A 23,562-nucleotide genomic window follows, 5' to 3' on the forward strand; every position below is an offset into this window, starting at 1 on the left:
TTTGGTCGTGCGGGAGTTCATCGTCGAGGCGGACGGCGGGTCACGGGGCAACCCCGGGCCCGCGGGCTACGGAGCGGTCGTACTGGACGCGACGACGGGGGAGACCCTGGTGGAGGCCGCCGAGTACATCGGCGTCGCCACCAACAACGTCGCCGAGTACCGCGGGCTGCTCGCGGGCCTGCGCGCGGCGCACCAGCTCGACCCCTCCGCGTCGGTCCACGTCCGCATGGACTCCAAGCTCGTCGTCGAGCAGATGTCGGGCCGCTGGAAGATCAAGCACCCCGACATGAAGCCGCTGGCGATGGTGGCGTCCCGGATCTTCCCGCCGGACCGGGTGACCTACGAGTGGATCCCGCGCGAGCAGAACAAGCACGCGGACCGGCTGGCCAACGAGGCGATGGACGCGGGCAAGCGGGGCGAGCAGTGGGACCCCGCGGCATCCACGGCGGAGATCGAGGCGTCCGCCGCCCGGTCCGCGGCCACTGCCGCACCCGAGCCGTCGGGCCCGCCCGGCGACGCGGCTGCGGGCGCGGCGAAGGCCCGCGAGGCGCTGACGCAGGGGCGGGAAGCGGGCGACGCGGCCGCGGCGAAGGCCGGGGAAGCGAGCGGTCCGGCCGCGGCGAAGGCCGAGGCAGCGAGCGGTCCGGCCGCGAAGGCAGACGCCGATGTGCGGGCCGCCACGACGGTCGCCAGCCCCGGCTGGGCCCCCGCCGACATGGGCGCACCCGCAACCTTCGTACTCCTGCGGCACGGTGAGACCCCGCTGACGCCCCAGAAACGGTTCTCCGGCAGCGGCGGCACCAACCCCTCCCTCTCCGACATCGGACGGGACCAGGCCGAGCGGGTCGGAGCGGCACTGGCCCGGCGCGGCACCATTCAGGCGATCGTCGCCTCGCCCCTCACCCGCACCCGCGAGACCGCCGCCATCGTCGCCGCGCACCTCGGCCTGGAGGTGAGCATCGACGAGGAGATCCGGGAGACGGACTTCGGCGCCTGGGAGGGCCTGACCTTCGCCGAGGTCCGCGAGCGCTACCCGGACGACCTCACCACCTGGCTGTCCGACCCCGAGGCCCAACCCTCGGGCGGCGGCGAGAGCTTCGCGGCGACCGCGACCCGTATCGCGGCGGCCCGCGACAAGCTGGCGGCGGCCTACGCGGGCCGCACCGTCCTGCTCGTCTCCCACGTCACCCCGATCAAGACGTTCGTCCAACTCGCCCTGGGCGCCCCGCTCCAGTCCCTGTTCCGCATGGAACTCTCCGCGGCCTCCCTCTCGGCGGTGGCGTACTACGCCGACGGCAACGCGAGCGTACGGCTCTTCAACGACACCTCTCACCTGCGCTGATCACCGGCGCGCTGATCATCTGCGCTGGCCGGCACGCCTGCGGAGTATCTCGGCCGTCTCCGCATCCGCCGGCAAGAACGCCTCCAGGTGCAGCTCGGCCAGCGTCACGTCGACGGCGGTGGCGAAGGACGTGAGCGTGGTCAGCAGCCGCAACTCGCCCTCCGCGCACCGCAGTCGCAGCGGCACGGCGAAGCCGAGATAGTCGTCCCCGGGTTCGCCCAACGGCGGCACGTACCCGGCCAGCTCCTCCGCCACCTCCTCAAGCCGCGGGTCGGGACTGCGCAGGGCTCGCGCGCGCAGGTTCTCGATGATGTGCCGACCCCACGCGTCCAGGTTCACCACCCGCGACGCCATCCCGCGCGGATGCAGCGCCAGCCGCAGCACGTTGACCGGCGGCTTCAGCAACGCCGGGTCCGCACCCTCCGCGAGCACGTCGAACGCGTCGTTGGCCGCGACGAGTTCACCGCGCGGCCCGGCGACGACCGCCGGATACGGCAGATGCCCCTCCAGGATGCTGTCCAACGCCTCCCGTACGGGCCCCAGTTCGGCCGCGTCCAGCGGTGACTCGGGGAACGCGGGCGCGTAACCGGCGGCCAGCAGCAGCGCGTTGCGCTCCCGAAGCGTCAGCCCCAGCGACTCGGCGAGCCTGATCACGACCGCCCGCCCCGGCACCGAACGCCCCCGCTCGATGAAGCTCACATACCGCTGCGTGGTCCCCGCCCGCGAGGCGAGCTCCAGCTGAGACACCCGGCGGGCGGTACGCCAGCGCAGCAGCTCCCGGGCGAAGGGCGGGGGTCGTTCGGCGGTGGTGGTCATGGGATCAGTTGTACGTCACGGGTACGACAGCGGGGCTCAGCCGTCGCCCATACCCTGCCGGGAATTGAGCCGTGTACCGCCTCCGACCAGCATGACGGCATGCGCTCCTACCACCTGGAAACCCCGGGCACCGTCGAAGGCATCGTCCCCCGCGACACGGCAGAGCCCCCGGAACCCGGCCCCCACGACATCCTCGTCCGCATCCACGCCGTCTCCCTCAACAAGCGCGATCTGCTGATCCTGAACGGCAGTTACCCCCTCAAGGCCGCCCCCGACGTGATCCCGGTGAGCGACGGCGCGGGCGAGGTCGTGGCCGTCGGCGCGGAGGTCACCCGCTTCTCGGTCGGCGACCGCGTGACGGGGACGTACTTCCCACGCTGGCTGGACGGCCGTATCACCCCCGCCCTGATCGACCAGCCCGGCGCCACCCTCCCCGGCATGCTCACCGAATACGCGCTGATCGACCAGGAAGCCGCCGTCCGCATCCCCGACCACCTCGGCTGGGAGGAGGCCGCCTGCCTGCCCTGCGCCGGCGTCACCGCCTGGAACGCGCTGACCGGCGGCGGCGACCCGCCGCTCCCCGGCGAGACGGTACTGACGCTCGGCACGGGCGCACTCGCCCTGTTCGCGGTGCAGTTCGCGAAGCTGCTCGGCGCCGAGGTCGTCGCCACGACGTCCAGCCCGGCAAAGGCCGAACGCCTCAAGACGCTGGGCGCCGACCACGTCGTCAACTACGTCGAGAGCCCCGAATGGGCCGCCGATGTACGGCAGTTGACCGGAGGACGCGGCGCGGACCTGATCGTCGAGACCGGCGGCCCGGACACCATCGAACAGTCCGTCCGCGCCAGTGCGCTCTACGGCCGCATCGCCCTGGTCGCCGCGAACAGCCCCCGCAGGCCCTCCCTGGAGATCACGACCGACGCGCTCGCGTCGAGCCTGATCACCATGCGCCGCCTGTTCGTCGGAAGCCGCACCCACTTCGAGCAGATGAACCGCGCCATAGCCCTGCACGGCCTCCACCCCGTCGTGGACCGCGTGTTCCCGTACGACGACGTCCACGCGGCCTACCGCTATTACGCGACCGGCGCCGCCTTCGGCAAGGTCGTCATCCGTGTCGCCTGAGCCCCGCCGCCTCGCGTGCCAGTGCCTCGACCCGCCCCCAGTCACCGGCGGCGACGGCATCCGCCGGGATCATCCAAGTGCCGCCCACACAGGCGACGTTGGGCAGCCCCAGATACTCCGGCGCGTTCCCGGGGCCGACCCCGCCCGTCGGGCAGAACCGTGCCTGCGGCAAGGGCCCCGCGAGCGACTTCAGGTACGCCGTGCCGCCCGCCGCCTCGGCCGGGAAGAACTTCATCTCCCGCACCCCGCGCTCCAGCAGCGCCACCACCTCCGACGTGGTCGACACCCCCGGCAGGAACGGCACCCCGGATGCCTGCATCGCCTCCAGCAGTACGTCCGTCCAGCCCGGGCTGACCAGGAAGCGCGCCCCGGCGGCCACGGTCTCCTTCACCTGCTCCGGCGTGATCACGGTCCCCGCACCGACGACCGCGTCCGGCACCGCCTCGGCTATCGCCCGGATCGCCTCCAGCGCGACCGGCGTCCGCAACGTCACCTCGATCGCGGGCAGCCCGCCGGCCACCAGCGCCCGGGCGAGCGGTACGGCGTCGGCGGCGTCCTCGATGACGACGACCGGGATGACGGGGGCGAGGTCCAGCACGGAGGCGGCGGGGAGCGGCTCGGGCCGGGACGGGGGCAGCGGCGAGGTCATGCTGTCATCGTGCCCGCACCGCGCAGCATGCGCAAAGGTCATTGCACATACTGCAATGGATCGACAAGGCTGATCGACACGGGCTTCTCGTTGACGTACGCGCTCGCGGTGTCGATCTGCCGGCAGCCGGTGTGGAGCGCGGCCGCGACTGCAGCGGTTGGTCAACGCTTTGCGCGTCGGCCGCGGATGCTCAGGGCGATGACGGAGACGAGGAACCAGAAGGCGCCGAACGCCGAGTATCCGGCCACGGTGGACAGATTGCTCGTCGCCGAGGCGGACGTGGCGGCGATGGTGGCACCGGCGAGGACGGACTGTCCGCCGCTGATGGCCATGGGCCACTGGGCGCCGACGGTGCGCCGGCGCCGGATCGCCACGACGAGCTGGATGGCTCCGGAGAGGAGGGCCCAGACGCCGAACACGAGAAGGGCCGTCCCGATGGTGGAGAAGACGGCGACGATCATCCCGGCGGTGGCGGCGAGGCCGAGACCGATGTTGAGGGTGTTGACGCTGTTCGTGGAGCCGGTGCTGGCCAGGCGGCGCTCGATGAGCGTGGCAATGGCGTCCCACAGGGGGTAGACGACGAGCAGTGCGGCCGCGATGACTGTGGGCTCGTCCGTCGATACGAGCGAGGCGGAGGTCGTGAAGACGAGTGCCACCCAGATCAGGGAGAAGGCGATTCGGATCTGGTGGAGCGTTCGGAGCCCGGAGGACGCCGTCGTGGCCGTGGCCGAAGTGGTCGAGGTGGTCGAAGTTACGGTGGGCTGAGTCATCGGGTGTCCCGTTGTGATCGTGACGGTGTGAGACGGTCGCCTCGATGAGGAGTTTCAGCGGCCTCGGCAGGGGCCGCGTACTTCGAACGAAGTACTTTGGCCATTGGCTTCGACGGAATGGGTTGTGCCGTCTCCGGCGACCGAAGCAGCTCGGTCGTGTACTTCGTTCGAAGTACACGGCCGCCGCACACGCGAACGAGAATCGGCTCATGGTCAAGGTGCACAACAGTCAGGACGGGCCCGCGGCACCGCTGTGGGTGCGCCACCCCGAGGTGCTGCACCGGGTCGCCTATGCGGTGGCCGCGCTGGTGTTCAGCGGGCAGATCGTGGCCGCGACCGTGAGGGGGGCGGACTGGCCGACGGCCCTCTCGGTACTTCTCGCCGGCGGCGGCGTCGCCCTCTCTTGGTGGAAGCCGTGGGCAGGACTGGTCGTGACGAGTGCGGCGTCCTTCGCCGTCACAGCGGTGGGTGACGACCCCCTGTCGGTGTGGATGATGGCGGTGCTCGTGCTGTTCTCGGTCACCCTCAGGGGAAAGCAGCCGCTGGCCGCAACCGGCATCGTGGCGGCGTTCTTCCTGGGAACCTTCATGACGGTCGGAGGATTTCGGGGCGGTGCGGTCGCGGGAGCCGCCGCCCTCTTCTCGGCCGTGGCGGGAGGTGCGACGGGGGCCGCGCTCCGTATCCATCGCGAGCACTGGTGGACCCTGGAGGAGCGGGCCGAGATCGCCATCGCCACCCGCGAGATCGAAGCCACCCGGCGCGTGACCGAGGAACGACTGCGCATCGCCCGGGACCTCCACGACGTCATCGGCCACCAGGTCGCGATGCTGAGCCTGCACCTCGGTGCGGCGGAGATCGGGCTGCCCGAGGACGCCGAGTCCTCCCGGCAAGCCCTGGTCTCCGCCAGGTCCAGCGCCCGGACCGTCGTCGTCGAGACGCAACGCATCCTCGCGCTCCTCCGCCTCGGGGACGACGTCTCCGGCGACGAGGCGCTCCGGCCGACCCCGGGGCTCAGCGGCCTGGAAGGACTCATCGCCTCGTTCGAAAGCATCGGCCTCGAGGTGCGGCCCTCCATCGACATCCCGGACGGCTTCGTGGAGCCGAGCGTCGGCGTGACGGTCTACCGGGTCGTTCAGGAAGCGCTCACGAATGCCTACCGGCATGGAGAGGGGACGGCAACGGTGGAGGTACGGGAGCACGACGGCAGGATCCGCGTCACCGTCGAGAACCATGTGGGTCACGCCCCCCGCGGCTCCGACTCGGGCAGCGGACTGGGACTGGTGGGGATGCGCGAACGTGTCGAGTCCTCCAACGGGCGGCTGACGATCGACAGTCACGACGGGCGATTCCGGGTCCACGCGGAGTTCAGCCCGCTGGGAGCGGTTGTCCGATGACACGGATTCTGATCGTCGACGACCAGGACGAGATCAGGGCCGGGATCCGGGCGATGCTTCGGCTCGACCCGAGTCTCGTCGTCGCGGGGGATCTCTCCGACGGACTCCAGGTCGTCCCCTTCCTGCGGGAGCACCCCGTGGACCTGGTGCTGATGGACATCCGGATGCCCGGTATCGACGGTGTCGAAGCCACCCGCCGGATCCGCGCGGAGCATCCACCCGAGAAGACGCGGGTGATCGTGCTGACCACTTTCGACCAGGACGACATCGTCCTCGCTGCCCTGCGCGCGGGCGCCAACGGCTTCCTGAGCAAGACCGTGAGCCCTGCCGAACTCGTCGCCGGAATCACCGAGGTCGTGGGCGGTGGCGGTGCGCTGTCGGCCGCCGCGACGGCCGCGCTCATCGGCCACATGACCGACAGCCCGCCCCCGCTGATCGACAAGGAACTGCTGCGACGCTTCAGCGCTCTGACACCCAGGGAACGGGACGTCGTCATTCTGGTGGCAAGCGGTCTCGGCAACGACGAGATCGCGGCCCGGATGTCCGTGTCACCGTTCACCGTGAAGACGCACGCGGTCCGCGCCATGACGAAAGTCGGCGCCCGCGACCGAGCCCAACTGGTCTCCTTCACCTTCCGGGCCGGCCTCTACCCCTGAACCTGCCGAGCAGAACCCCGAAACAGGTGGCCGCCGTGGCGATGCCGAGCAGTCCAGTGGGCAAGCCGGCGTGGGCACACACCTGGAAGACCTGGCCGTCGCGCTGCACGAGCGGCCTACCCGGTCGCGGGCGGCCGGTCAGTGGATCAGTGGATCTCGTCCACCAGCACGTCCAGCATCCACGCCTTCCCAGCGGTTTTGGGAGGTTCCACCTCCACGACGTAACCGAGATCCCGCAGCGCCTCCACCAGTTCCGCGGGCCCCTTGGGCGCAGCTCCGGCCGTCAGCAGGCTCCGTACGATCCGCCCCTTGGTCGCCTTGTTGAAGTGGCTGACCACCTTGCGGGTGGGCGCGTGCAGCACCCGTACGCTCGCCGTCCGCCCGGCGACCTCGCCCTTCGGCTTCCAGGCCGCCGCGTAGGCGGAGGACCGCAGATCCAGGACGAGCCCGTTCCCGGCGGCCTCGGGCAGGACCTCCGCCATCGGCGCCCGCCAGTGCGCACCCAGCGCCCCGAGCCCGGGCAGCTTCACGCCCATCGAGCAACGGTAGGAGGGGATCTTGTCGGTCACCCCGACCGCACCCCACAACCCGGAAAACACGAGCAGCGACCGGGCCGCCCGCCTCTTCGCGGCGGCATCCAGAGACGCCAGGTCGAGGGCGTCGTAGAGGACACCCGTGTAGATCTCCCCAGCGGGCCGGGCGCCGGCCGTCCGCAGCTCGGTGTTCTTGCCGATCTCGCCCCGCAGCCCCTCACTCAGTCCGAGCACCTCACGCGCCTTGTCCTCGTCGCCGGCACACAGCTCGACCAGCTCGTCGAGTACGGCCTCACGGGCGGGGGTCAGCCCCGGCAGCGACAGCGTCTCCGTCTTCAGCGGGGCGCCACGGCCGGAGGACGCCTTGCCTTCGGAAGGCGGCAGCAGGACCAGCACGGAAGATCTCCTTCTGTTTGAGCTCTGCGACAGCGTACGGCGTGCCACCGGGCCGCCTGCGACCTACGCTCGCTTGTATGCCCCGCCGCCACCTCCGCGTGATGGGCGCCCCCGAAGCCCCCCTCCGGGCCGCCCTCACCGCGCTGCGCACCGAACTCGGCGTCTCGGAGAGCTTCCCGCCCGAGGTGCTCGCCGAGGCCGAACGGGCCGCAAAGGCCCCCGCCCTCCCGCCCCTCGACGCCACGGACATCCCCTTCTTCACCATCGACCCGCCCGCCTCCCTCGACCTCGACCAGGCGATGCACCTGTCCCGGCAGGGCACCGGCTACCGCGTCCGGTACGCCATCGCCGACGTCGCCGCCTTCGTCGTACCCGGATCGGCGCTGGACGCGGAGGCCCACCGCCGGGTGATGACCCTCTACTTCCCCGACGAGCGGATCCCGCTGCACCCCGCACTGCTCGGCGAGGGCGCGGCGAGCCTGCTGCCGGACCAGGTCCGCCCGGCCGCCCTGTGGACGATCGACCTCGACGCGGACGGCCGCACCCTCGCCCTCGCCGTCGACGTCCGCCGCGCCCTCGTCCGCAGCCGGGCCAAGCTCGACTACGCCGCCGTACAGAAGCAGATCGACGACAAGATGGCCGAAGAGCCGCTCCAACTCCTCAAGGAGATCGGCGAGTTGCGGGAACGGCTGGAGGTCGAGCGCGGCGGCATCTCCCTCAAGGTGCCCGAGCAGGAGATCGTCGACCGGGATCACACCTACGAGCTGAACTACCGGGCACCGCTTCCCGCCGACGGCTGGAACGCGCAGCTCTCCCTCCTGACGGGCATGGCGGCGGCCGACCTGATGCTGGCGGGTGGGACCGGGATCCTGCGCACCCTGCCCGCCGCCCCCGACGGCGCCGTCGGCCGCCTGCGCCGTACCGCGCACGCGCTGCACATCGACTGGCCGCACCACGTCTCCTACGCGCAGCTGATCCGCTCCCTCGACCCGCACAACCCGCACCACGCGGCCTTCCTCCAGGAGTGCACGACGCTGCTGCGCGGCGCCGGCTACACCGTCTTCCGCGACGGCCACCTCCCATCCATCACCACACACGCCGCCGTCGCCGCGCCCTACGCCCACTGCACGGCCCCGCTGCGGCGGTTGGCCGACCGCTACGCGTCGGAACTCTGCATCGCGGCCGCGGCGGGCGAGGCACCGCCCGACTGGGTGCTCGCCGCCCTGGACGCGCTGCGGAAGGAGATGGCCGACGGCAGCCGCCGCGCGGGCACGGTGGAGCGGGAGTGCGTGGACATCGTCGAGGCGGCGCTGCTGGCGGACCGGGTGGGGGAGGAGTTCGACGGCTGCGTGGTGGACGTAGACGAACATCAACCCACCGTCGGCACCGTGCAGTTGGAGTCCCCGGCGATCATCGGCCGGGTTGAGGGCGGCGACCGCCTGCCGCTGGGCGAACGGCTGCGGGTACGCCTCACGCAGGCAGATCCGGGAGCGGCGAAGGTGCTGTTCGCGCCTGCGTGATCGCGTGTATGAGGGCGTCCGCGTGGCCGCTCACAACCTGATGACGCCCGCGCGGATGGCCTCCCGCTACCGCGACGCCTGCGCACCATCGGCGATATCGGCAGCCTGGCTGCTGCACGTGGCCATCGTCCCCAGGGGCTGCGGGCTGCCGCAGTGCGAGGACGGCCGCGTCTGGCCCACCGGCGAACCCTGCGAGACCTGCGCCCACAACCGGCAGATGACCAGCGAGCAGTGGCGTCGCGCCCGCGAGTGGGACGAACGGCTCGCCGAGCCCGGCCGGGACCAAGTGCTGGCGAAGGCCACCCGCACGGTCACCTCCCTGCCCGCCGCTTCGCCCGCGGCCGGCGGCGCCGTCACGAGGAGGCAGCGCGATCGGCCTCCTCCTCGGCGTCGCCGTTCCACTCGCCGCCTCTACCTCTGCTCTCCTGCTCGGCCGGGCCGGACGCGCCCTCTACACCCGCTACACCAGGAGCAGCCGACGACCCGCCTCGGTTAACGCCCTCGGAACCTCCTACACCGCCTTCTTCGTCTGGCTCGCCTGGTGGACTGTCGTCGCCTTTGGCCAGCTGCCGATGTGGATCACCGCAGCCAACGCGGCTGCCTCGGTCGTCGTCGCCATCGGGTTCGTCCAACAACTTGAACGCTGCGTCTGCTCCTCGGTCCGGCCGTCGCCTTCGGTCGGCTGGCCGTACTGCTCCCGGAGCAGCAGGGCTTGGGCTAGTGTGATGCGCCTGAAATCGCGGGCTTAAGTTTCTCGCTGATTGTCGGTGGCTGGCGGAGTGACCTTGGTGAGGTAGGCGGCGAGGGATTTGAGGATCTCGTCGGCGGTTTTGGTCCAGGTGAAGGGCCTGGGCTTCTCGTTCCAGGAGTCGATCCAGGTCCTGATGTCATCCTCGAGTGCCTTCACGGAGGTGTGGACGCCTCGGCGAATGAGCTTGTCGGTGAGCAGGCCGAACCACCGCTCGACCTGGTTGATCCAGGAGGAGCCGGTCGGAGTGAAGTGGACATGAAAGCGGGGGTGCTTGACCAGCCACGTCTTGATCTCAGGGGTGTTGTGGGTGGCGTAGTTGTCACACACCAGGTGCACATCGAGCCCGGCGGGTACCGCCTTGTCGATCGTGACCAGGAACTTCTTGAACTCAACTGCCCGGTGGCGGCGGTGCAGTTCACCGATGACGGTGCCGTCGGCGATGTTGAATGCGGCGAACAGGCTGGTGATGCCGTGCCGCAGGTAGTCGTGGGTGCGCCGCTCGGGCATGCCCGGCATCATCGGCAGTACCGGCTGCGAGCGGTCCAGCGCCTGAATCTGGCTCTTCTCGTCCACGCATAACACCACGGCCTTCTCCGGCGGCTGGTGATACAGGCCGACGACGTCGACGACCTTCGCGACGAACTGCGGGTCGGTGGAGAGCTTGAAGGCATCCTGCAAGTGCGGCTTGAGGTCGAACTTCTTCCAGATCCGTCCGATGGTGGACTTCGACAGCCCGGTGCGGGCGGCCATGGAGGCCCGTGACCAGTGCGTGTCCTGGCCCGGGGCGGATTCCAGCGTCGCGACGATGACGTCTTCGACCTGGTCGAGCAGGATCGAGGGCGGTCGACCCGGCCGTGGCTCGTCGAGCAGACCGTCCAGCCGCTGCTTGACAAATCGGGCCCGCCAGCGGCTCACCGACTGCTCACGCACCCCGAGTTCGGCCGCCACCTGCTTATTCGTCCCACCCTCAGCGCACCGCAACACGATCCTCGCGCGCAGAGCCAGGAACTGCGCGGTCTTGGCGCGCCTCGCCAGGCGCGTCAGCTGCGCCCGTTCGTCCTCGCTGAGTACCAGCTCCAACTTGCGCCGGCCCGGCCGCGGCTCATCCGCAAGTCCGGCCATCCGCCGGGCAGCAAACCGCGACCGCCACTTCCTGACTGTGTCCGCGGTTACCTTCAACTCCGCCGCCACACGCGTATTCGGCTTCCCGTCCGCGCACTCCAAGACGATGCGTGCCCGCTCGACGAGACGGGGCGCCACCGCCCCGCCCGCCCAGCGCAGCAACTCGCCGCGCTCTTCATCAGACAGCACAACTTCGACGGCACGAGGACCACGAGACATGAAAACAACCTACAGACTTAAGCCCGCGATTTCAGGCGCATCACACTAGAGCCTCGTCCACTGCACGCTGTTTGGTCACGAGATCTTCGAAGGGGTGTGCCACGTGTACGAGTCTTCACACATGGCGTGGTTGAGGCCCTCTGGCGCGGAAGGCCCCTCACATTCAGTCATCACCGCTGTGCGGCGGCCCGCTTGGGTTGGCAATCTCAATGCCACGGATCCGGCGAAGCCATCGGAACAGCATGTACAGCGATCCGCCACAGCCAGCACACCAACCCCACCCCTCGGTCGCGAGCGTGTGCAGTCCGTCGCTCAGATCGATGTAAATCACGAGAGCGCCAACCGCCACCGTTATAACCGCGTTCGTGCGCGACTCAGCGGCAAGGAGCCAGTCGATCGGGCGCCACACTGGGACAGCAAGATCATGCAAACGCATGCGCACCGCCGCGACGACATACCCCGAAGCGAGACGTCGCTGTTGCCACCTACTCAGGACGATGCCGTCCTCAGGATCCCCAGCGAGGTCTGCGAGCCACGCTGAAAGGAAGTTGCGCCGCCGACCGGCGAGCGCTGCAGCAAATGACACCACCTCGACCGCGAAACGGGAGTTAGGCGATCGCGGAGTGCGCCGCAGGAGATCTCTCGCCCGTTCCGCCATTTCGTAGAGGGCCATCAGGAATGCCGCAAGGATCGGCAAGCCCGCCATGGAGATCCACGTGGCCGGTCGCACGAGTGCGTCGAGACCTCCCCCCGTGAGCGCAACTACGACCATCTGAACCACAACCCAGCCAACCCACCCACGAACCCAGCCAGCCCACCCACGCACTCGGCTCACGGCGAGCCCCCCGAAAGGCCAAACTGGAACCTACCCCTCCGTGCCCTTCGGGCATCAAGAGCTGCTTGCGCCTGAGCGCGCCCTGCGCCCGTTAGCTCGTAGTAGCGGCGAGGCGGGCGCCCAGGATGGGGTTCACCCTCATCCCAGCTCGTGATCCATCCACGCTCGCTAAGCCGATCAAGAATCGGGTACACGGTGCCCGAACCGAGGTCGGCGTCACGGCAGATACGAAGCCCCCAAGCCGGGGAGTCGACTGGGGCTACGAGGAGCACTTCCAACACGGCAATGGTCGACGTTGTGAGTCTCAGAGTCGCCATACCTTCAGTGTGGGCATGTGTCGAGAACGATAAACGCACTCAGGCTTGAGTTCTCACGTGATGATCCTGTCGCTCAGCTCGCCTACTCCTCAGCTTTCCGCTTCAGGTCTGTGCGCTCACCTGGTCGCAGCTCCCGACTCCGGTAGTACGCGCGAGCCTCCTCCAAATCCCAAAACTCCCGCGTACTCCCCGGCTTCCGGCGCGATTGAGGAAAATTTGGATCCTTCAAACGGAGGGCGTGTAGCCACTGGCGTGTGACTCCAAGCTCCGTCGCGAGCTGCGAGAGGTTCACCAACCTGCCCTCCGTGGCCTGGGTCTCTTCCGGTTCCGGCGCGTCCGGCACGGGCTCCATCCTGCCTAACCTTGTTGACTCTATAAAGCAGGTTCCCTGGCTTGGAGCCTGCACAACGCGGAAACCCCTCGCCCCATGCGGAGCTGGCACTCCGGGGCGAGGGGGCCCCGTTCCCAGCAATCAAAGGAGCAGATTCGCCATGGAGCGTACCCAGCCCAACCTCACGGACGAAGCCCTGAGGCGGCTGATCGAACAGCCCAGCCACGGCGCCCTGGTCCTCATCGGCACCGCCCGCTTGCGATATAGACCCGGCCGAGCCGATGACATGGCGATGAGCATCGCCATCCACACCATCCTCAAGCCGCTGCCCCATGTCGTCCGCGCGACCCGCGCGCTACCGGACCTGACCGGCATCACTCGCCGCGAGGCCGCTCTCCGCCTGCGCGCTGCAGCGGAGACTCTCGGATGAGCGCCCCGACCGCCCGCTACGGCCGCGGCGCCACCGAGGCAGCCCAGCTAGTGCGCCAGTTCCTCGGTGAGATGGCCGACCGGCTCAAGGTCAACCGCCCCCACCAGCCGATCACCACCATCGGTCGGCACGCGCTGATCCAGGCCACCACCATGGCCCCGCCCCTTGCCCGCGCTCTGCGTGACAAGGCTCACGAGATCACCGCCTCCATGGTCCGCCGCCACTACGCCGCGCAGCTGCGCGAGATCGCGAAGGCCGTGCGATGGCCTGCGACAATTGCGGCGACGACGGAGGCCGGACCGTCGACACCAGCAGCGGTGGCGTCACCCGTCAGAGCTGGGAGCGCTGCACTGCCCTCGAACCCCGCCACCTGTACATCGCCCAAGAGGTCGAGGCCGCTGGCATCGGCATCACTACCGGCACCATTCGCGCCGACCTCACCTGCGACCGCTGGCCAGAGCCCGACGCGACCAAGGCGGCATCAACCGCTGACACGGCGCCACTGCCGTCAAGGCCGTCGGGGGCCGCCGCGGCTACCGCAAAGCACAGGACGGATGAACCCCCGCTCGGCGCTGCTGTCACGACGCAGCCCCCGGCCCGTCACGGCTCCGCAACAGTCGCGTCGAATAGGCGGACTCCGGACAAGCTGTGCCGGTGAACATTGATGTCAACGGCCTGGTCAACGTCGCCGGGACCCTTACCGCCGTCGCGCTCGGCGCTGGGCTGACCGCCCTCACTAACTCTCGCGCGGCCGCCCGCGCCGAAACCAAGGCCGAACGCGACGCTCTCGGCGCCCAGTTCGACGCCATGCTACTCGCCGTCGCCGGACTGCGGGGCGCCATCGATGCCGACCACGTCCTGTGGAGCAACCGGAAGGAACAGCTGCGCGCTGGCGCCCTGGCGGCCGTGACGGGCCTCGCCCCAGCCGCGTTCGTCAAGGGCTCGGACCGGCGGCAGCTGGCCGCCGCGCTCGGGGGCGCCGGCTGGTTCCTCGCCCAGGAACGTCACCAGATGCGGATGGCCTCGGCGAGTATCACCCCGAAGTTGGAGGCGGTCGTGGCCGCTGCCGCTCCACTCCAGCGGCACAGCAACTCCGACGTGTGCGACACCACCGATCGCTTGGTGCAGGCAGTGTTCACCTATCACGAGTCCCGAAACCAGCAAGAACTCGAGGCCGCGGCCGCCGACTTCGGTATAGCGGTGCGCGCCGTCATGCACCCGCCCGTCCGGCGCCGCCTCACTTGGCGTGGGCGCTAGATGCAGAGTGTCCCTGTGGCTCAACTTGTGCTCTGAGCTCTGCCATTCCGCGATTCGAGGAGGACAGCGCGGGCCATGCTCCTCGGCATGGAGCGAAAGATGAAGCGCATCGCGCGAAGGGCCTTGCCCGTCGGCCTCGTCGTGCTGACCGTGGGATTCGTCCTTCTCCTCTGGCGCGGCCCCTGGTGGGTTGATGGTGCGCACCTCCGTTCGCGTAACCTCGAGCCCGCCGATGGAGTCGTGATCACTGGATTCCGAACCATGGTTGTCGCCATGGGCGCGGCCATCGTGGCTGGCCTTGGCGTCTGGTACACCCATCAGACGCTGAGTCACACTCGGGCGAAGGATCGCGAGCAGGCCGAATTGACCCGCGAAGGTCAGGTGACCGAGCGATACGTGGAGGCCATCAAGCTTCTCGCATCCCAGAACATGACCCAACGAATAGGCGGCGTCTATTCACTGGAACGGATCATGCATGATTCGGTAAAGGATCACATGACCGTCGTGGAGGTGCTCGCCGCTTTTGTGCGGCAGCAGGCCTCCGCGCCGACTAAGGGCGATCCCTCATATTCCCTTGAAGGTGAGGACCCATATCTCACTAAAGAAGACGTGCGCGCTGCCATGATCGTGATAGGCCGCAGGCCGGATCGATGGGAGACCGGCCGCTTGAACCTAGCAGGTGTCATGCTCCAGGCAGCTGAACTCAACGGCCTCAATTTTGCGAAGGTGTGCTTCGACTTCGCCGTACTGGCTGCCGCAGATTTGGAGTCGACGGACCTGAGTTCCGCTGAACTCTTCAAGGTCAACCTGTCCGCCGCCCGCCTGCATAACGCAACGCTACCCTTCGCTAAGCTACAAAAGGCCAAACTCGAAAGGGTCAACCTCACGGCTGCAGACCTTTCCTATGGCGATTTTTCCGACGCCAACCTGTCGGGAGCAGATCTACAGTCCGCGACTCTTGACGGAGCAAATTTCAGTGGAGCCGTTCTGAACAAGTCGCAGATGTCCGATGTGTCCCTGGAAGACACCAACTTGCGCGGAGCAGACCTACGGCATGTGACCGATCTGTCGATCACCGAACTCTGCAGGGCACAACTTGACACACGTACGCAACTTCCAGGGTGGCTTGCGGCAGACGCCCGGGTGCAAGCTCGCATGGCTGAATGCAGCTGACCCTGGAAAACGTTCGACGCTGCCGCAGACAAGCAAGACCCATCGCCAACTGCCCTCCACCCGAAAGGGAATCGTTCGACGCCTCGGCGCGGCGCTGCGCAGGCTGCTCCTCGACATGGCGATCACGGCGCTGGACACCGCGGCGATCAGCACTGCACCTATGCCAGCAACACACTTGTGCCCACACGCCACACCAGCCCTCGCCACCGTGCGGGGTTTTCGCATGTCAGGGGGTGATCGAATATCCCACCCACTGACCGGGCGTCGCGGCACGACCGCGAAGACGCCGACGGGAACGTGAGGTTCACGATCCGCGAGGTCGCCGCCTTCACCGGCCGCGCCCTGCAGACCATCTACAGCTGGGAAGCCGCGACCACCTCACCAACCCCAGCAAGGACAAGCGCGGCCGCCGCATCTACAGCCAGCAGCAGATCCCCGCCGCCGAACGCCAAGCCATCCGCAACGCGCCCGGCATACGCCGCCTCGACGGCTGACCCACTCCTCGAGCTCCGCCGCCCGGCGCTGGGATCCATGCGATCCCCGCCGCGTCCGCCCTAACGGCCGCAGCGCGAGGGCCGCGACCGGGCGGCGGACCCACCTCAACACCGAGGAGGCCGCCGTGGCCCGCACCAACGTCAGACAGATCACCCCGCCTGTATCACCCCTGGAACCGAGGTCAACGGCGACCCGACCAACAACCACATCATCTCGAACAACGGCAAGATCGTGCTCCTGGTCCGCAACTCCGGCAGCACTGTCGCGTGCGCCGTGACCTTCCGCTTCCCCGGACTCGTCGACGGCCAGGCCGTCACCCCGCGCGCCGTCAGCATCGCCACCTCGGCGTCCCGCTACGTCGGACCCTTCCCCACCAACCAGTACGGCAGCCAGCTGCAGGTCGACGTCGACAATGCCGAACTCAAGCTCTCCGCCTTCGGTATCTGATGGCCGCACTCGGCAAGGTCACCGTCCACTGCCCGGGCTCTAGCGAGCCCGTCTAGCTGACCCTGCACCTCGACAAAAATGCCGAACCGGCACCTGGCGAACTCGTCCTCGCAATCCATCGCAGCACCGTTCAGCAGCACATCGCCCAGGCCCAACCGCAGGACCACACCTACTAATGACTGGCCAGAAGCTCGGCCAGATCATCGACGCCCTCGGCATCGAGGCCGACCTCGATGAAGGCGACCTCCCTATCGACACCTTCGTGATCCTCAAGATCGTCAAGGCAGGCGGGACGGTCATCCTCAGCGGTGCGCGCTCCGAATCCCTCGACTGGATCACACGGCTCGGCATGATCACCGCCGCGCAACAGATCGAGAACAGCGACTACCCCGACGCATCCCCCAACGGCGAATGAAGCAAGGTAACCCGCATAGCTCGCACTCAGAGCCTCGAAACGGGACCCAGTTGGGGCAGCAGGCCAGACCCACGAGTGCGTGATCGGCGATCACCGCTCGCGTGCGGACTTTCCGTACGGGGTCCACTTGCCGTACTGGACGTATAGCGGGGTCGCCAGGATCAGCGGTCCCGGGGCCCGTAGTGGGTCCATCCCCCACAAGCGCCAATCAAAGCGGATCAGCGTGCGGGCCAGCCCCGACACACGGGCCCGTTGCCCAGGTGGGTGTTCCCGCATTACAGAGGCGTGAGCGTGCAAGACTGCAGCTATGCCCGCTCCTGCGCGTGCATTCACTGCATCCATCATTGACAGTGGATTTGAGTCAAGCACTGGATGGGCGAGCACGTCGAACAGCCGTGTCGCGTTGCGCGTCCACCACGTGGAGGAACCGACCCTCGAGTCGACTTCCGCAACCCGATCGAGCAGGTGGATGGGGGATCCGCACAGAAGTACCTGCAGGGGCCTGCTGTGCCGCGCGGTCGAAGTTTCAACGATGCCCGCGAAAAACGCCACCCACCCCGTGTCGTCGTTGCCGTACAGGCCGTATCCCATGGGTAGGTCGAACCACACCCATTCTCCGGGCATCACTGACTCATCGCCGCACCACAGAGCATCCTTCTCGAGAGCCTTCGACACCTTCTTCAGTTTGCGCCAGACTGTCTTCGCCTCGACCTGCGACGAGCTGACACCCACCCGGACCTTCGCCACGGGGAACGGAAACTCCACCTCCCCACTCAGGTTCGGAAGGGCCGAAGGAACGGCGAACGTGTCGTCCAACTTACGCCGCGACAGATAAAGGAATTCCCGCACGACCCCACCCCCGCGCGACTCGTCCTCGGTCGTCCGCCTCCTCCATGGTGCGCTACGCCGCCCATTCGGGGCAGTCCCTAGGGACACCCGCGCCAACGAGGACGCCGCACAACCCGCACCACGCGGCCCTCCTCCAGGAGTGCACGACGTTCCTGCGCGGCGCCGACTACGTGATCTTCCGCGACGGCGTGCTCCCGCCGATCACCACCCATGCCGCGGTTGCCGCGCCGAACACCCGACGAACATCAACCCACCGTCGGCACCGTGCAGTTGGAGTCCCCGGCGATCATTGGCCGGGTTGAGGGCGGCGACCGACTGCCACTGGGTGAACGGCTGCGGGTGCGCCTCACGCAGGCAGATCCGGGAGCGGCGAAGGTGCGGTTCGCGCCTGCGTGATCGCCGTGATCGCTGTGATCGCGCTTACGAGGGCATCGGCGTCGTCGGCGTGGAAGCGGACGAGACGGATGTACCGACGGCGGCCGAAGAAGGTGAAGTGCGGGACGGGTGCGGTGAGTTCGAGGGTGACGGTGGTCTGCGCGCCGACGGGGAGGTCGAGTTCGCCATCCGTGCGTTGGTGGGTGGTGCGCAGTTCGCGGCGCACGGTCGCGATGTTGCTGAGGGGGATACGCAGGTCGACGTGGACGGCGCGCCGGATGCGCAGGACGTCGGGGCCGAGCACGTGCGGTCGTACGACGGAGGCGGCATGGAGGCCGACGACGAACAGCACGGTGTAGATGTCGAGAACGAACACGACCCGGTGCACGGCCGGGTAGTCGCGCAGCAGCACGGACATGGTCAGCGTCTCGACCAGGCACACGAACGCGAACCCGAACATGACCGCGCCCTGCCCGCGGGCGTATCCGAAGGGTTCTCGGCCCTGCGTCCCGTGTGTGCGCCGCGCGATCCACAACGCGAGGCTGACGAACAACCGCAGCTCGTGCCGGACGAGGACGTAGGCGGTCCTCACGGCTGTTCCTCGGTCAGGATGCGGAGAGTGCGGCGGACGGCCTCCGCCTGGGCAGGGGCGAAGTCCGCGTAGAAGGCACGCATGAAGGTGTCGTCCTCGTTGATCGCCCCCTCGGGGACGAGCCCCCGGGGCATGCAGTCGGCGAGAGCGCGGGCGGCCTCCTCCACGCGTGGGTCGGCCGGGTCGGCGTCGGCGAGTTCGTCGAGCAGGCCGTACGCCCGGATCGCCCGCGCCCTTGCCTCGGGGGAGGCGAGGGCGTCGTGCAGCAGCCCCATCAGCCGCTCCCCGTCCTCCACGGCCGCCATGGTGTCGATCAGCGCGAGCATCTCGCGGTCCTTGGCGGCCATGGGGGAGTCGGCCGCGACGTGTGCTATGTCGCCGAGCAGCGAGGAGAGTTGGGGCGAGACGGGCCCCTCGGCGGGCAGCCCGCCGTCCGCCTCCCGCAATGCTTTGAGCCGCGCCCGTCGCTCGCGGATGGCGGCCTCCTGCCGGGCCAGGTCCTCGTCGAGCTCGGCGAGCACTTCGGCCAGATCCTTGCCCGCGTCGTCCGCGAGCACGTCCCGCACCTCGGCGAGCCCGAGCCCCAGCTCGGTCAGCCGCCGGATGCGCGCCAGCACGACCGCGTGCCTGAGCGTGTAGTCCCGATACCCGTTGCCCAGCCGCTTCGGCTCCGGCAACAGCCCCTGATGGTGGTAGTGCCGCACGGTCCGCGTGGTGACGCCGACGGCAGCGGCGAGTTCTCCGATCCGCATGGGACCAGTAGAGAGGCTGACGTCGCGGCAGGGTCAAGCGATGGCGTGGGGGAGCACGTCGGCAGCACGTGGGGAGCTCGGCAGCATCCCTTGACGGCTAACGCTGTTAGCCGTACCGTCATGCATGTCCGGCTAACAGTGTTAGCCACTCTTTCGCCGACTGGAGGCAGCCATGAGCACGGTCACCACCGCGACCAACGCGACCACCACGCACCGCTCGGCCCGGTCCGTCGCACGCCGTACGGCCTGGCTCGCGGGCGCCCTGTTCTGGTCCGCCTTCGCCGTCCTCGAGGCCGTCAACCACGGCTGGCTCGCCGGCACCCTCGCCCTCACCTTCTTCGTCCTGCCGGACCTGACCTTCCTGGTCGCCCTGGACGACGCGCCCCGCATGGCGAAGGGCCAACTGCCGCCGTGCGCGGTGCCGTACTACAACGCGCTGCACCGCGCCCTGGTCCCACTCGCCCTGCTGGTGGCGTACACGGTCCAGCCGTTCTTCGCCTGGGCCCCGCTGTTCGCGGCCCTGTGCGGCTGGATGGCCCACATCTCGTACGATCGCGCCTTCGGCTACGGCCTGCGCACCAAGGAGGGCTTCCAGCGTGGCTGACCGACCACCCACCACAGACCGCCTGACCCCCCGCGCCCGAGAGATCGCGGCGGCCGCCCGGACCCTCCTGGAGGAGTCCGGGCCGGCCGCGCTCACCCTGCGCGCCCTCGCCGACCGCCTCGGCATCAAAGCCCCCTCCCTCTACAAGCACTTCCCCGACAAGCACGCCGTCGAGGTGGAGCTGATGGCACAGATGCTGGAGGAGACGGCGGCGGCGCTGGAGGCGGCGGAGGAACGCGAGCCGGGCTCGCTCCCGGCCCTGGCGGAGGCATACCGCACCTACGCCCTCGCCCACCCTCACCTCTACTGCCTCGCCACCGAACGCCCCCTCCCGCGCGCCGCCCTCCCATCCGGCCTGGAGGACCGGGCCGCGATGCCGCTGATGCGCGCATGCGACGGTGACCTGGACACGGCCCGCTCCGTCTGGGCCTTCGCCCACGGGATGGTGATCCTGGAGATCCACGGCAGGTTTCCGGACGACGCGGACCTGGCCGCGGCATGGAAAAGGGGCCTGAAGGCGTTCCACCCTCAGTAAGACGCGAGGGGGGTAGGTGAGACATGGCCGAACAGGCACTCTGGACCAGGGCGAGGCTGGGCCGCTGCGGCCCGCCCCTCGACCTCCTCACCGCCCGCTTCGACAAGCACGTCTACGCCCCGCACGCCCACGACGAGTACACGATCGGCGTGTGCGTCGGCGGCTCCGAGGTCATCGACTACCGCGGCGGCCACATCCGCACGGGCCCGGGCTCGATCGTCGTCCTGGCCCCCGGCGAGATGCACACGGGCGGCCCCGGCAACGCAACGGACGGCTACGCCTACCGAGCGCTGTACGCGGAGCCCTCCTTGTTGACTGACGGCACCCTCGACGCCGGCGTCCCGCACTTCCGCGAGCCACTGATCGACGACCCCGAACTGGCCGCCGCCCTCCTTCGCACCCACACCACCCTGGGCACCTGCCCCGACCCCCTGGAGGCCGAGTCCCGCCTCCCCTGGCTGCTCACGGCCCTGTCCCGCCGCCACTCCACGGCCCGCCCGACGCCGGACACGATCCCCGGCGCGCACCGCATCGCCCACGTCGTACGCGACCGCCTGGCGGACGAGCTGCTGGAGCCGCCCTCCCTCGCCGACCTCGGCGCCGAACTGGGCCTGTCCCGCTACCAACTCCTCCGAGCCTTCCGTACGACGATGGGCATACCGCCGTACGCCTGGCTCGCCCAGCACCGCGTAACCCGGGCCCGCGGCCTGCTGGAGTCGGGCCTGCGCCCGGCGGAGGTGGCCACGCTCGTCGGCTTCGCCGACCAGGCGCACCTGACCCGCTGGTTCCGGCGGGTGTTGGGGGTGACCCCGGCGGCGTACCGCAACAGCGTTCAAGACGCCCGGTAGCGGGTCGGCCGAAACTGCTCGCATGACTGCACGCGGCTGGTTCCTGTTCTCCCTGATGGGAGTGGTCTGGGGCATCCCCTACCTGATGATCAAGGTGGCGGTGGACGCCCCGCTCTCCCCGTCCATGGTGGTGTTCACACGCTGCGCCCTCGGCGCCGCGCTCCTGCTCCCCTTCGCGATACGAGGCGGTGGCCTGACCCGCACCGTCCGCACCCACTGGCTCCCCATGCTGGCCTTCGCGTGCATCGAGATCATCGGCCCGTGGTTCACGCTCACGGACGCCGAGCGCCACCTGTCCAGCTCGACGGCGGGCCTGCTGATCGCGGGCGTCCCGATCGTGGGCGTGGTGCTGGCCCACTTCTTCGGCGACACGGAGAGGCTGGGAGTACGGCGGATGACGGGCCTGGCGCTCGGCCTGGCAGGCGTAGGCGTCCTGACCGTCCCGCACCTGACCGGCGGCGACGCCCGCTCGTTGGGGGAGGTCATGCTGACGGTGCTGGGTTACTCGACGGCACCGCTGATCGCGGCACGGTGGCTGAAGGACGTACCGACACTGCAGCTGACGGCGCCGTGCCTGGCGTTGGCGGCGCTGGTGTACGCAACGCCGGCGGCAGCGACGTGGCCGTCCTCGGTCCCGTCCCCGTCGGTTCTGGTGGCCCTGATCGGCCTGGGCGTGATCTGCACGGCACTCGCCTTCGTCGCCTTCCTGGAACTGATCAAGGAGGTCGGCCCGACCCGCGCGACGGTCTTCACGTACGTCAACCCGGCGGTGGCGGTGGCGGCGGGAGCGCTGTTCCTGAACGAGGAGCTGACGTGGGGCATCGGGGCGGCCTTCACCCTGATCCTGGCGGGCTCGGTCTTGGCAACGGCGGGACCGGTCCGGGCGAAGGTGGAACCGGCCTGCCCCGACAGCCCGGTAACATGGTCGACACGGCAGACGAGCCGGGCGGACGGCCGCGTGGAGTCCCCTTGATGGGGACTTCCCGAGGAACGTCCGGGCTCCAAAGGGCAGGGTGGTGGCTAACGGCCACCTGGGGCGACCCACGGGACAGTGCCACAGAAAGCAAACCGCCGGGGACCTCGGTCCTCGGTAAGGGTGAAACGGTGGTGTAAGAGACCACCAGTGCCCAGGGTGACCTGGGCAGCTAGGTAAACCCCACCCGGAGCAAGGTCAAAAGGAGCGCGGTAACACGCACTCTGCGCGGACGTTCGAGGGCTGCCCGCCCGAGTCCGCGGGTAGACCGCACGAGGCCGACGGCAACGTCGGTCCTAGATGGATGGCCGTCGCCCCGGCTCCCGCGAGGGAACCGGGGAACAGAACCCGGCGTACAGCCCGACTCGTCTGCCGCCTCATATTTCCGCAGGTCAGAGGCTTTTTCACTCGATAAACAAAAGCTCGGGGTCGAACCCGGGTCGAATTTGGGCCGCCGGTATCGTCCGTCTCCCGCCCGTACAGCATTTCGGGCATTCGGGTGCCAAATGCGGTCCAGGGTCGCTCTGGAGCAGACATCTCGGATACGGATGCATCCCCAGTACATGTACGAGGTGTCCTCTTCTTGGCCGGCTCTGACTGACCAGGGTCGGCATGTTGAGGCAGCTGGCAACAGGTGCTCTCTGAGTGGGCCGCGAGACACGCCGGACTGAATCCGCCATGGTGCGGCCCAGTCCCGTTTCTGGACATTCGCTCGATGCATGAGGGCCTCAGGAATGCTGCCGTCGGCCTTACCTGTCGGAGGTCATCGCTGCTGCCGATTCAGGCCAGCGGGCTCCCGGTCCCACGGCGGAAAGTCGGCTGGCATCGCCCGCCACATGATCCCGTTGTCCATGAGATAGCGGACCGCGTCCAGCAGCGCGCGGTGGCAATACCCTTCCGGCCGCCTCGCCCGCGCATCCAGCCCGGCGCCGGCAGCAGCGGCCGGACCTCAGCCCACTCCGCGTCCGTCATGTCCGTCGGGTACCGGCGCTGCCCTTCGGGCCGGTCGGCCGTTTCGTTTAGACCACCGGGCGGACCAGAGAA

General features: G+C 69.0%; 25 protein-coding genes, 1 other RNA gene and 3 pseudogenes. 17 read left to right on the forward strand and 12 right to left on the reverse strand.

All coding sequences use genetic code 11. From position 1 onward, the window contains the following. Positions 1-7: 7 nt before the first annotated feature. On the forward strand, positions 8-1,342 hold the full coding sequence (locus ABZ880_RS41750) for a bifunctional RNase H/acid phosphatase (protein WP_361274735.1): 1,335 nt from the start codon (positions 8-10) through the stop codon (positions 1,340-1,342). A 15-nt stretch (positions 1,343-1,357) separates the two neighbouring features. On the opposite strand, the gene ABZ880_RS41755 is transcribed toward ABZ880_RS41750, so the two are convergent. Next, on the reverse strand, positions 1,358-2,158 hold the full coding sequence (locus ABZ880_RS41755; RefSeq protein WP_361274738.1) for a helix-turn-helix transcriptional regulator: 801 nt from the start codon (positions 2,156-2,158) through the stop codon (positions 1,358-1,360). Positions 2,159-2,257: 99 nt separating this feature from the next. Between ABZ880_RS41755 and ABZ880_RS41760 the strand changes: the two genes are divergently transcribed. After that, positions 2,258-3,280, forward strand: a complete 1,023-nt coding sequence (locus ABZ880_RS41760; protein WP_361274741.1) for an NAD(P)-dependent alcohol dehydrogenase — start codon at positions 2,258-2,260, stop codon at positions 3,278-3,280. Here the strand turns inward: ABZ880_RS41760 and ABZ880_RS41765 are convergent. Together ABZ880_RS41765 and ABZ880_RS41770 are read right to left on the reverse strand one after the other, a co-directional pair. Next, positions 3,264-3,929: a bifunctional 4-hydroxy-2-oxoglutarate aldolase/2-dehydro-3-deoxy-phosphogluconate aldolase gene (locus tag ABZ880_RS41765; protein WP_361274744.1), complete on the reverse strand. Its 666-nt coding sequence runs from the start codon at positions 3,927-3,929 to the stop codon at positions 3,264-3,266. The genes ABZ880_RS41760 and ABZ880_RS41765 overlap by 17 nt on opposite strands. Positions 3,930-4,090: 161 nt before the next feature. After that, positions 4,091-4,699 (reverse strand): hypothetical protein, encoded by a 609-nt coding sequence (locus tag ABZ880_RS41770; RefSeq protein ID WP_361274746.1) that lies wholly within the window; start codon positions 4,697-4,699, stop codon positions 4,091-4,093. 209 nt (positions 4,700-4,908) lie between these two features. Between ABZ880_RS41770 and ABZ880_RS41775 the strand changes: the two genes are divergently transcribed. Both ABZ880_RS41775 and ABZ880_RS41780 read left to right on the forward strand, forming a co-directional pair. After that, positions 4,909-6,093: a histidine kinase gene (locus ABZ880_RS41775; RefSeq protein WP_361274749.1), complete on the forward strand. Its 1,185-nt coding sequence runs from the start codon at positions 4,909-4,911 to the stop codon at positions 6,091-6,093. Further along, positions 6,090-6,749: a response regulator transcription factor gene (locus ABZ880_RS41780; RefSeq protein WP_361274752.1), complete on the forward strand. Its 660-nt coding sequence runs from the start codon at positions 6,090-6,092 to the stop codon at positions 6,747-6,749. Before ABZ880_RS41775 ends, ABZ880_RS41780 begins: the two co-directional genes overlap by 4 nt. A gap of 146 nt (positions 6,750-6,895) precedes the next feature. Here the strand turns inward: ABZ880_RS41780 and yaaA are convergent, their stop codons facing one another. After that, positions 6,896-7,678, reverse strand: a complete 783-nt coding sequence (gene yaaA / locus ABZ880_RS41785) for a peroxide stress protein YaaA (RefSeq protein ID WP_361274755.1) — start codon at positions 7,676-7,678, stop codon at positions 6,896-6,898. 77 nt (positions 7,679-7,755) lie between these two features. On the opposite strand from yaaA, the gene ABZ880_RS41790 reads away from it, so the two are divergent. Continuing rightward, positions 7,756-9,198, forward strand: a complete 1,443-nt coding sequence (locus ABZ880_RS41790) for an RNB domain-containing ribonuclease (RefSeq protein WP_361274758.1) — start codon at positions 7,756-7,758, stop codon at positions 9,196-9,198. Positions 9,199-9,220: 22 nt separating this feature from the next. Next, on the forward strand, positions 9,221-9,694 hold the full coding sequence (locus tag ABZ880_RS41795) for a hypothetical protein (RefSeq protein WP_361274761.1): 474 nt from the start codon (positions 9,221-9,223) through the stop codon (positions 9,692-9,694). Positions 9,695-9,943: 249 nt separating this feature from the next. On the opposite strand, the gene ABZ880_RS41800 is transcribed toward ABZ880_RS41795, so the two are convergent. The 3 genes from ABZ880_RS41800 to ABZ880_RS41810 all read right to left on the reverse strand — a co-directional run bounded on the left by ABZ880_RS41800 (position 9,944) and on the right by ABZ880_RS41810 (position 12,442). Further along, on the reverse strand, positions 9,944-11,290 hold the full coding sequence (locus tag ABZ880_RS41800; protein WP_361274764.1) for an IS630 family transposase: 1,347 nt from the start codon (positions 11,288-11,290) through the stop codon (positions 9,944-9,946). A 163-nt stretch (positions 11,291-11,453) separates the two neighbouring features. Beyond that, positions 11,454-11,996 (reverse strand): hypothetical protein, encoded by a 543-nt coding sequence (locus ABZ880_RS41805; protein ID WP_361274767.1) that lies wholly within the window; start codon positions 11,994-11,996, stop codon positions 11,454-11,456. 125 nt (positions 11,997-12,121) lie between these two features. Continuing rightward, positions 12,122-12,442, reverse strand: coding sequence for a helix-turn-helix transcriptional regulator (locus ABZ880_RS41810; RefSeq protein ID WP_361274769.1), 321 nt, complete (start codon positions 12,440-12,442; stop codon positions 12,122-12,124). Between the two features lie 491 nt (positions 12,443-12,933). Between ABZ880_RS41810 and ABZ880_RS41815 the strand changes: the two genes are divergently transcribed. Further along, entirely contained in the window at positions 12,934-13,203 is a 270-nt protein-coding gene (locus ABZ880_RS41815) for a hypothetical protein (RefSeq protein ID WP_361274771.1), read from the forward strand. A 47-nt stretch (positions 13,204-13,250) separates the two neighbouring features. On the opposite strand, the gene ABZ880_RS41820 is transcribed toward ABZ880_RS41815, so the two are convergent. After that, positions 13,251-13,397, reverse strand: coding sequence for a hypothetical protein (locus ABZ880_RS41820; protein ID WP_361274774.1), 147 nt, complete (start codon positions 13,395-13,397; stop codon positions 13,251-13,253). A gap of 460 nt (positions 13,398-13,857) precedes the next feature. Between ABZ880_RS41820 and ABZ880_RS41825 the strand changes: the two genes are divergently transcribed. The 4 genes from ABZ880_RS41825 (at position 13,858) to ABZ880_RS41840 (ending at position 16,990) form a co-directional block, all read left to right on the forward strand. After that, complete coding sequence (locus ABZ880_RS41825) at positions 13,858-14,460, forward strand: hypothetical protein (RefSeq protein WP_361274776.1); 603 nt, start codon at positions 13,858-13,860, stop codon at positions 14,458-14,460. A 99-nt stretch (positions 14,461-14,559) separates the two neighbouring features. Next, positions 14,560-15,633: a pentapeptide repeat-containing protein gene (locus ABZ880_RS41830; protein ID WP_361274778.1), complete on the forward strand. Its 1,074-nt coding sequence runs from the start codon at positions 14,560-14,562 to the stop codon at positions 15,631-15,633. Between the two features lie 768 nt (positions 15,634-16,401). After that, positions 16,402-16,575 carry a hypothetical protein gene (locus ABZ880_RS41835; protein WP_361274781.1) on the forward strand — a complete coding sequence of 58 codons (174 nt, stop codon included), beginning with the start codon at positions 16,402-16,404 and terminating at the stop codon, positions 16,573-16,575. A 175-nt stretch (positions 16,576-16,750) separates the two neighbouring features. Next, the gene (locus ABZ880_RS41840) at positions 16,751-16,990 is read left to right on the forward strand and encodes a hypothetical protein (RefSeq protein WP_361274784.1); all 240 of its coding nucleotides are present in this window, start codon (positions 16,751-16,753) and stop codon (positions 16,988-16,990) included. A 90-nt stretch (positions 16,991-17,080) separates the two neighbouring features. Here the strand turns inward: ABZ880_RS41840 and ABZ880_RS41845 are convergent, their stop codons facing one another. Then, complete coding sequence (locus ABZ880_RS41845) at positions 17,081-17,839, reverse strand: SAVMC3_10250 family protein (RefSeq protein ID WP_361274786.1); 759 nt, start codon at positions 17,837-17,839, stop codon at positions 17,081-17,083. A 104-nt stretch (positions 17,840-17,943) separates the two neighbouring features. Here ABZ880_RS41845 and ABZ880_RS41850 point away from each other — a divergent pair. Then, a pseudogene (locus tag ABZ880_RS41850) lies at positions 17,944-18,235 on the forward strand (RNB domain-containing ribonuclease); the annotation flags it as partial. On the opposite strand, the gene ABZ880_RS41855 reads toward ABZ880_RS41850, so the two are convergent. Continuing rightward, positions 18,186-18,806, reverse strand: a complete 621-nt coding sequence (locus ABZ880_RS41855; protein ID WP_361274789.1) for a hypothetical protein — start codon at positions 18,804-18,806, stop codon at positions 18,186-18,188. The pseudogene ABZ880_RS41850 and the gene ABZ880_RS41855 sit on opposite strands and share 50 nt — an antisense overlap. Beyond that, positions 18,803-19,558, reverse strand: a complete 756-nt coding sequence (locus tag ABZ880_RS41860) for a MerR family transcriptional regulator (protein WP_361274792.1) — start codon at positions 19,556-19,558, stop codon at positions 18,803-18,805. The genes ABZ880_RS41855 and ABZ880_RS41860 overlap by 4 nt, the downstream gene beginning before the upstream one ends. A gap of 172 nt (positions 19,559-19,730) precedes the next feature. Between ABZ880_RS41860 and ABZ880_RS41865 the strand changes: the two genes are divergently transcribed. The 5 genes and pseudogenes from ABZ880_RS41865 (at position 19,731) to rnpB (ending at position 22,890) form a co-directional block, all read left to right on the forward strand. Further along, positions 19,731-20,162 (forward strand): DUF4260 family protein, encoded by a 432-nt coding sequence (locus ABZ880_RS41865; protein ID WP_361274795.1) that lies wholly within the window; start codon positions 19,731-19,733, stop codon positions 20,160-20,162. 22 nt (positions 20,163-20,184) lie between these two features. Beyond that, positions 20,185-20,697, forward strand: coding sequence for a TetR/AcrR family transcriptional regulator (locus ABZ880_RS41870; RefSeq protein ID WP_361274964.1), 513 nt, complete (start codon positions 20,185-20,187; stop codon positions 20,695-20,697). A 23-nt stretch (positions 20,698-20,720) separates the two neighbouring features. Beyond that, a complete protein-coding gene (locus ABZ880_RS41875) occupies positions 20,721-21,545 on the forward strand; it encodes an AraC family transcriptional regulator (protein WP_361274798.1) in 825 nt (274 codons plus the stop codon). 85 nt (positions 21,546-21,630) lie between these two features. Continuing rightward, a pseudogene (locus ABZ880_RS41880) lies at positions 21,631-22,350 on the forward strand (DMT family transporter); the annotation flags it as partial. A 133-nt stretch (positions 22,351-22,483) separates the two neighbouring features. Next, positions 22,484-22,890: RNase P RNA component class A (gene rnpB, locus ABZ880_RS41885), an RNA gene on the forward strand. A 430-nt stretch (positions 22,891-23,320) separates the two neighbouring features. Here the strand turns inward: rnpB and ABZ880_RS41890 are convergent. Then, positions 23,321-23,490, reverse strand: a pseudogene (locus tag ABZ880_RS41890) (transposase); the annotation flags it as partial. Positions 23,491-23,562 lie beyond the last annotated feature (72 nt).

The organism is Streptomyces sp. NPDC047043, from assembly GCF_040644055.1.
Lineage (GTDB): Bacteria > Actinomycetota > Actinomycetes > Streptomycetales > Streptomycetaceae > Streptomyces.